Source organism: Aeromicrobium sp., from assembly GCF_014378035.1.
Lineage (GTDB): Bacteria > Actinomycetota > Actinomycetes > Propionibacteriales > Nocardioidaceae > Aeromicrobium.
In genome coordinates this window covers 1-7,282 of record NZ_JACMOM010000048.1, presented here as the reverse complement: position 1 = coordinate 7,282, position 7,282 = coordinate 1, and the positions used below count along the sequence as shown (strand labels likewise).

At 67.0% G+C, this 7,282-nt stretch carries 7 protein-coding genes; 6 read left to right on the top strand and 1 reads right to left on the bottom strand.

From position 1 onward, the window contains the following. The first annotated feature begins 115 nt into the window (after window positions 1-115). The 5 genes from H7290_RS02705 (at window position 116) to H7290_RS02685 (ending at window position 5,717) form a co-directional block, all read left to right on the top strand. Complete coding sequence (locus tag H7290_RS02705; protein WP_290512477.1) at window positions 116-835, top strand: ABC transporter ATP-binding protein; 720 nt, start codon at window positions 116-118, stop codon at window positions 833-835. Window positions 836-1,030: 195 nt separating this feature from the next. Next, on the top strand, window positions 1,031-2,194 hold the full coding sequence (locus H7290_RS02700; protein ID WP_290512476.1) for an acyl-CoA dehydrogenase family protein: 1,164 nt from the start codon (window positions 1,031-1,033) through the stop codon (window positions 2,192-2,194). 11 nt (window positions 2,195-2,205) lie between these two features. Further along, complete coding sequence (locus H7290_RS02695) at window positions 2,206-3,054, top strand: SDR family oxidoreductase (protein WP_290512475.1); 849 nt, start codon at window positions 2,206-2,208, stop codon at window positions 3,052-3,054. Window positions 3,055-3,100: 46 nt separating this feature from the next. Then, entirely contained in the window at window positions 3,101-4,726 is a 1,626-nt protein-coding gene (locus H7290_RS02690; protein WP_290512474.1) for an NAD(P)/FAD-dependent oxidoreductase, read from the top strand. Between the two features lie 52 nt (window positions 4,727-4,778). Further along, complete coding sequence (locus H7290_RS02685; protein WP_290512473.1) at window positions 4,779-5,717, top strand: alpha/beta hydrolase; 939 nt, start codon at window positions 4,779-4,781, stop codon at window positions 5,715-5,717. Between the two features lie 10 nt (window positions 5,718-5,727). Here H7290_RS02685 and H7290_RS02680 read toward each other — a convergent pair whose 3' ends face one another. Further along, window positions 5,728-6,819 (bottom strand): Zn-dependent alcohol dehydrogenase, encoded by a 1,092-nt coding sequence (locus H7290_RS02680; RefSeq protein WP_290512472.1) that lies wholly within the window; start codon window positions 6,817-6,819, stop codon window positions 5,728-5,730. A 153-nt stretch (window positions 6,820-6,972) separates the two neighbouring features. Between H7290_RS02680 and H7290_RS02675 the strand changes: the two genes are divergently transcribed. After that, window positions 6,973-7,282 (top strand): hypothetical protein (locus H7290_RS02675; protein ID WP_290512471.1); only part of this gene is annotated, 310 nt, incomplete at its 3' end.

The following is a 7,282-nucleotide window of genomic DNA, read 5'->3' as shown; positions in this document are numbered from 1 at the left end:
CTCGACCTCGCGGACCATTTGGTGGTCCTCAACTTCGGGCGGCTGCTGGCCGAGGGAGAGCCGCACGCGACCGCCCGACTGCCTGAGGTGCAGCGCGCCTACCTAGGAGATGGACATGGCCACGCTTGAGATTCATGGAGCAAACGTGCGGTACGGTCGCGTCCAGGCTGTACGCGACGTCGACCTGACCGTCGACGAGGGCGAGGTCGTGGTCGTGGTCGGACCCAACGGCGCCGGCAAGAGCTCACTGATGGGAGCCATCAGTGGGATCGTCCCGCTCAAATCCGGAACGGTCGAGTTCGAGGGGAAGGTCATCTCCGGCACAGCCCCGCACAAGATTGCCCGCCGGGGTCTCGTGCAGGTGCCGGAGGGTCGTCGGATATTCGCACCTCTCACCGTCGAGGAGAACCTGATGGTGGGTGCCTATGCGCGCAGGGGCAAGCACGAGATCGCTGAGGACCTCGACAAGGTCTTCGCGATGTTTCCCATCCTGAGGGAGCGTCGCGACGGTGCGGCCGGTCTGCTCAGCGGTGGCGAGCAGCAGATGCTCGCCTTCGGTCGTGCGCTGATGGGCAAGCCCCACATCCTGTTGATCGACGAGCCGTCGATGGGTCTTGCGCCGGCGCTGGTCGACCAGGTCATTGCTGCCATCGCGCGCATCGCGAGCGAGGGGATCGCGATCCTGATGGTCGAGCAGAATGCCCACGCGGCGTTCGGTGTCGCCCATCGCGCCTACGTCTTGGACCAAGGATCGGTGAAGCTCACAGGCTCGGCAGCCGAGGTGGCGTCAGACCCACGTGTGGTCGAGGCTTTCCTCGGCGTTGCCGGGGTCTGAGCGTTGCCAGTGAACTATCCGACCAGCATGTTGACCGATGTCGACCATTGTCGACAGAGTTATTGACCTACCTTCGGTCGTATGCGATGGTCGATGTGAGCACCGTCACTCGCAAGCGCGGCGGGTCGCAAGCACCAGCGAGCTCGCCGCCGCAATCACCAGTCGAACGCAATCACCAGTCGAAATGGAGCAACCATGTCCAGTGTTCTCAACGCCGCCTCTCCGGCCGGCACCCAGCTCACCGACCCCCTCGAGCGCGCCAGGTCGATGGCGGGTCTCGTCCAGGCAGAGGCGGCGACCACGCAGGCCGAGGGCCGGATCAGCCAGAAGGTCATCGACGCCTTGCACGATGTGGAGCTCTTCTGGTTCTGCGTGCCGACGGAGCTCGGCGGCGAGGACGCGACGATGCTCAAGCGTTTCGAGGTCTTCGAGGAGATGGCGAGCCAGGACGCCTCGACCGGATGGTCCTACATGACGCTCGCAGGCTTCAACGGCTACTCGAGCGTCGGTCTGGGTGACGACGCCGTGCGCGAGCTCTTCGTCGACTCCGACCTGCGCGCACTGACGTCCGGCTTCGCTGGACCGTCCGGCATCGCGAAGCCTGTTGAGGGTGGCTACCGCATCACCGGCAAGTATCAGTTCGGCAGCGGTGTCCTCCACGCCACCCACTTCGCCGCCGGCGCCTTCATCGAGGGCACCGAGTCGATCATCACGGGCTTCGTGCCGCGTGACCAGGTCACCGTCGTCGGCGGCTGGGACGTCTTCGGGCTACAGGGCAGCGGCAGTGTCGACTTCGAGGTCGAGGACGTGTTCGTCCCCTCACAGTACGCGTTCAGCCCGGTCGAGTACGTGTCGTTGCGGGGCGGCGCCGCTGGGCGGATGGACTTCGGTTCGACGGCGATCGCGTACCACTCGGCGGTCGCCTGCGGCATCGCTAAGCACGCGCTGCAGGAGATCGTGAAGATTGCCGATGCGGGCAGGCAGGTCGTGCCTCACGGCAGGATCATCGACGAGCCGCGCTTCGCCTACGAGTTCGCTCACCACGAGTCGCGCCTCGCGGCCGTGCGTGCTCTCACGTTGAGCAACATCGAGAACGCCCGCGTGAAGATCGAGTCCGGTGAGGAGATGGACGAGCTTGACAGGGCGCGCTTCTATCAGGCCGGCAACCTTGTGCACCAGGTCGTTCGCGAGGTCGCCGAGTTCGCCTTCTCTTGGGCGGGCACGTCGCCGGTCCGTGAGGGATCGGTGCTCGGTCGGGCACTGCTCGACAGCCTGGTGGCGCAGCAGCACGCCCACGTCGACCACCACAAGGTCGTCGAGGCGGCACCGGCTGTCATCAACCACTACCGCGTCGCGTAGGCGGACGAGCAGTGACAGCTCTGCTGCTGCGCAAGGTTGCCGTCGTCACAGGTGGCGCGAGCGGTATCGGACTCGCCAGTGCCGAACGGTTCGTCGCCGAGGGCGCGCGCGTGGTCATCGGCGACATCGCCGACGACCACGGGCGGGCGGTAGCCGACAGGCTCGGCGATGCGGCAACGTTCGTCCACACCGACGTCACCGACGAATCGGCGATCGAGGGGATAGTGGCCGCTGCTGTGGCGACGTACGGCCGTCTGGACGTGATGTTCAACAATGCCGGCAACCAGGGCGACGTGTCCTCGTTGTCCGACCTCGACGCCGACGGCTTCGACCGGACCCTCGCCCTGCTGACGCGCTCGGTGGCACTCGGCCACAAGTACGCGTCGAGGCAGTTCCGAGCGCAGGGTGGCGGTGGAGCGATCATCTCCACGTCCAGCACTGCCGGGCTCCAGGGGGCGTGGGCCGGCCCTGCCTACACTGCCGCGAAGCACGCGGTGATCGGGCTTGTCCGGCAGGCTGTTGCCGAGCTGGCCCCGCTCGGTATCCGATCCAACGTGATCGCGCCCGGCACGATCATGACGCCGATCATGGCCAACGCGTTCGGTGTGCCCGCAGCACAGGCGCGCGAGTTCCTCGCCTACCTAGCGCAGGAGCTCGGACCGAAGCTGCCGATCGGACGGGTCGGTGTGCCGGAGGAGGTCGCGGACGTCGCGCTGTTCCTGGCGAGCGACCTCTCCCGCTACGTGACCGGAGTGACCGTACCCATCGATGGGGGTGCCACCGCCGTCACGCAGGGCACCTTCGGCATCGACGTGGTGAAGGCCGCCGAAATGTTCACACAGGGTGCCCGCGCCGCCTAGTCGTCAATCCGTCCATATCGGACCAGTCCCCACAGGAGTCACCGTCATGTCACCCCATCCCACCAGCGCGGACCCCGATCTCGACCATGACGTAATCATCGTCGGGGCGGGCTTCGCCGGGCTCTACATGCTTCACAAGCTGCGCGAGCTCGGCTTCTCTGCCCGGGTGCTCGACGCCGCCAGCGGCGTGGGCGGCACCTGGTTCTGGAACCGTTATCCGGGCGCGCGCTGCGACGTCCAGAGCTTCGACTACTCGTACTCCTTCTCCGAGGACTTGCAGCAGGAGTGGACGTGGTCGGAGCGCTATGCGACCCAGCCTGAGATCCTGCGGTACATCGAGCACGTGGCCGAGCGCTTCGACCTGAACCGCGACATCCAGTTGGGCTCGATGGTGGAGGCGGTGACGTTCGACGAGGTCCACACCCGGTGGTCGGTGGGCCTCGAGGGTGGCGAGACCCTTGTCTGCCGGTACGTCGTCATGGCGACCGGTTGCCTGTCGGTGCCCAAACGGCCGTCGTTCGTGGGTCTGGACAGCTTCGAGGGCGAGTCGTACGTCAGCGGTGAGTGGCCGCACCACGATGTCGATCTGACCGGAAAGCGGGTCGGCGTGATCGGTACCGGCTCGACCGGCATCCAGCTCACCACGACCATCGCGAAGGATGCGGGCGAGCTGCTGCTCTTCCACCGCACCCCGAACTTCAGTCTTCCTGCGCAGAACCGGCCCCTGGACGAACATTTCACCCGGGAGATGAAGGCGGGCTACGACCAGCGCCGCAAGGAGGCGCGCACGACGACGCGTGGCTACCCGGTCCCGCCGATCCTGAGCGGCTCCTCCGCCCTCGAGGTCGGGGCTGAGCAGCGCCGCGAGGTGTACGAAGCGGTGTGGAGCAACGGTGGGCCGGTCTTCACGAGCTCGTTCGCCGACCTGCTGGTCAGTCAAGAGGCCAACGACACGGCAGCAGGCTTCGTCCAGTCCAAGATCAGGGCGATCGTGGACGACCCGGCCACGGCCGACGCGCTCACGAGCTTCGACCACCCGCTCGGCACCCGGCGGCCGTGCGTTGACACCGGCTACTACGAGACGTTCAACCGGCCGAACGTCTCGCTGGTGGATCTGCGTGATGATCCGATCATCGAGATAACACCCGCAGGGATCCGGACCTCGGAGCGGAGCTTCGATCTCGACGTCATCGTCTTCGCCCTTGGCTTCGACGCCATGACCGGGGCCCTCCTGCGCATGGACATCACCGGCGAGGGTGGTGTGAAGCTCCGCGACCGCTGGAGCGACGGACCGTCGGCCTACCTCGGGCTCACGATGGCCGGGTTCCCGAACCTCTTCACGATCACAGGCCCGGGCAGCCCGTCGGTCCTGACCAACATGGTGATGGCCATCGAGCAGCACGTCGAGTGGCTCGCGGACCTGCTGGAGCACGCACAGCGTGAGGGTGTCCACCGCATCGAGGCGGACGACACCGCGGAGAAGGCGTGGACGCAGCATGTCGTTGACATCTCCGACGCAACGCTCTTCCCCCGCGCCAACTCGTGGTGGACCGGGGCGAACATCCCCGGCAAGCCACGAGTCTTCATGCCGTACATCGGTGGGCTCGGCACGTTCCAGCAGGTCCTCACTGACGTCAAGGATCGCGGCTACACGGGGCTCGCTCTCTCCTGAGCCCGCTCCGAGCCATGGACCGCTCCATCACACACACCACAGGAGGATGACGATGCCGCTCCACCCGATGATCGCCGCGATGGTCGAGCAACGACAGACCTTGGGGGTGCCAGGCCTTTCGGATGGCACGCCTGACGAGGCACGCGCGATGCTGGCCGCGGGACGCGAGGCGCTCGGTGCCGGGCCGGACATGGCATCGACCGCGGATGTCGACATCCCCGGACGTTCGCGGCCGATACCGGCCCGCATCCTGGTGCCGCCGGGCGACGTGGTCGGCGTGATCGTCTACCTGCACGGTGGCGGCTGGGTCGTCGGTGCCGTCGATGAGTTTGACACTCTCGGGCGGACCCTCGCGGGCGCGACGCAGTGCGCCGTCGTGCTCCCCGACTATCGACTGGCCCCAGAGCACCCGTTCCCCGCGGGTCTCGAGGATGCCGAGGACGCGATCACGTGGGTGGCATCGGGTGCTGTGCCCGGGGTCGCCAGCTCGCTGCCGTTGATCGTCGCCGGCGACAGTGCCGGCGGCAACCTGGTGACCGTCGCGACCCGCCACTTGCGAGACGTCGTCCACCCGGTCCTGCAGGTGCTGATCTACCCGGTGACCGACTCCGAGTTCGACACGAGCAGCTATCAGGAGCACGCCGAGGGGCTTCCCCTGACGAGGCGTGACATGACGTGGTTCTTCACGCACTACGCGCCGGAGGACCAGTGGGCGTCGCCCGACATCTCTCCCTCCCGTGCCGGCGACCTCGCCGGCCTGCCATCGACGCTCGTCCTGACGGCCGAGCACGACGTGTTGCGAAGCGACGGGGAGCGGTATGCCGAGCTTCTCGCTGCGGCAGGTGTGCCGACGACCTACCGGTCGTACCCGGATGTCACGCACGGGTTCGTACGGATGCACAACGTCCTGGACGTCGCCCGCGATGCCATCGCCGACATTGCGGGTGCCGTGGACACCGCTGTCTCAGCTGTCAGATCGGCGCCGATCTGAACGGCGCCGATCAGAACGATGTGATGACCGACCGGATGACCTTGCCCGCACGGAGCTGCTCGTAGGCCTTGGGGATGTCGGCCAGCCCGATCTCCTGCGACACGAGGTCATCGAGGTTGAGTCGACCCTGGAGGTAGTAGTCGACGAACATCGGGATGTCACGCTTGAGGTTCGTCGAGCCCATGTGCACGCCGGAGACAGCGGTGTGGGCGCGCAGCATCCCGAGTGACGACTCGATCTCGAGCGTCGTACCGGGCCTCGCGACCCCGACGAGGTGGACGCCGCCACCATGTCGAGCGAGCTGGACCGCCTGCGCCTGGGTCTGGGGGAGGCCGATCACCTCGAACGCGTGGGTCACCCCGCCGTCGACGAGCGCCTTCACGGCCTCCACCGGATCGGCGCGGGTGGCGTTGATGACGTCGGTCGCGCCGAAGCGCCGTGCGACCTCCAGCTTGGAGTCGTCGACATCGATCGCGATGATCCGCAGGGCGCCGGCAAGCCGTGCACCACTGATGGTGTTGAGCCCCACGCCGCCGGTGCCCAGCACGGCGACGGTGTCGCCGGGCCGGACCTGCGCGGTGTTGATCGCTGCACCTGCACCGGTCACGGTGCCGCACCCGATGATGCAGGCGGCGGTGAACGGGATCTCCTTGCTCACCACGGCCAGCTGGTTCTCGTGGACGAGTGACTGCTCCGCGAATCCGCCGATGCCGTGCGCCTGCTCCATCGCGACCCCGTTGTAGGTGAGCCGTGGCGGCTCGGAGGCGCTGCGCAGGGTCGAGTTGGGGGTGGAGCAGGCAAAGGTGTGCCCGGAGGTGCACTCGATGCATCGTCCGCAGAACTTCACGAGGCAAGCCACGACGTGGTCGCCGACCCGTGCCGCTGTCACGGCGGGTCCGACGGCAAGGACGACGCCGGCCACCTCGTGCCCGAGCACCGTGGGCATCGGCAGGCCGTAGTCGACCTCTGCCAGATGCAAGTCGCTGTGGCACAGGCCGGAGGCTCGCACGTCGACGAGCACCTCGAATCCCCGTGGCTCACCGATGACGAGGTCCTGAACGGTGAATCCCCGTCCCACCCCGTTGACAACTGATGCCTTCATGCCGTGCTCCTTCGCCGCTGCAACCGACCCGTCAGGGTCACCCGGAGTCTAGTCCTACATGCAACGGTCGACAAGGGTCGACGAACGTCTACGCGGGTGCTAACGTGACGCGTCGGGGAGTGACCCCAGACACATTTGCGCAGGAGGTGGGTCGTGCAGACGACCGAGCAGCAGCCGCACGAGCACGTCGGGCCGGTCGTTGACGCCTTCCTCCACACACCGTGGCTCGGTGCTGACGACGCACAGGATCCTCGAGGCGACACGGTCGACTGGCACGGCGACGCGCGCCTGCAACGGGTCATGCACACCTTCAACCACGTCGACGCTGACGGGCTCCCGGTCGAGAAGCTGTCAGCCGAGGCGCTCCTGGCAGACATGGATGCTGCGGGGGTCGAGCGGGCAATACTTCCGGCCAAGGTCTACTACCGCGCGACCGAGAAGGGAGTACGGGCGGTGCATGGGG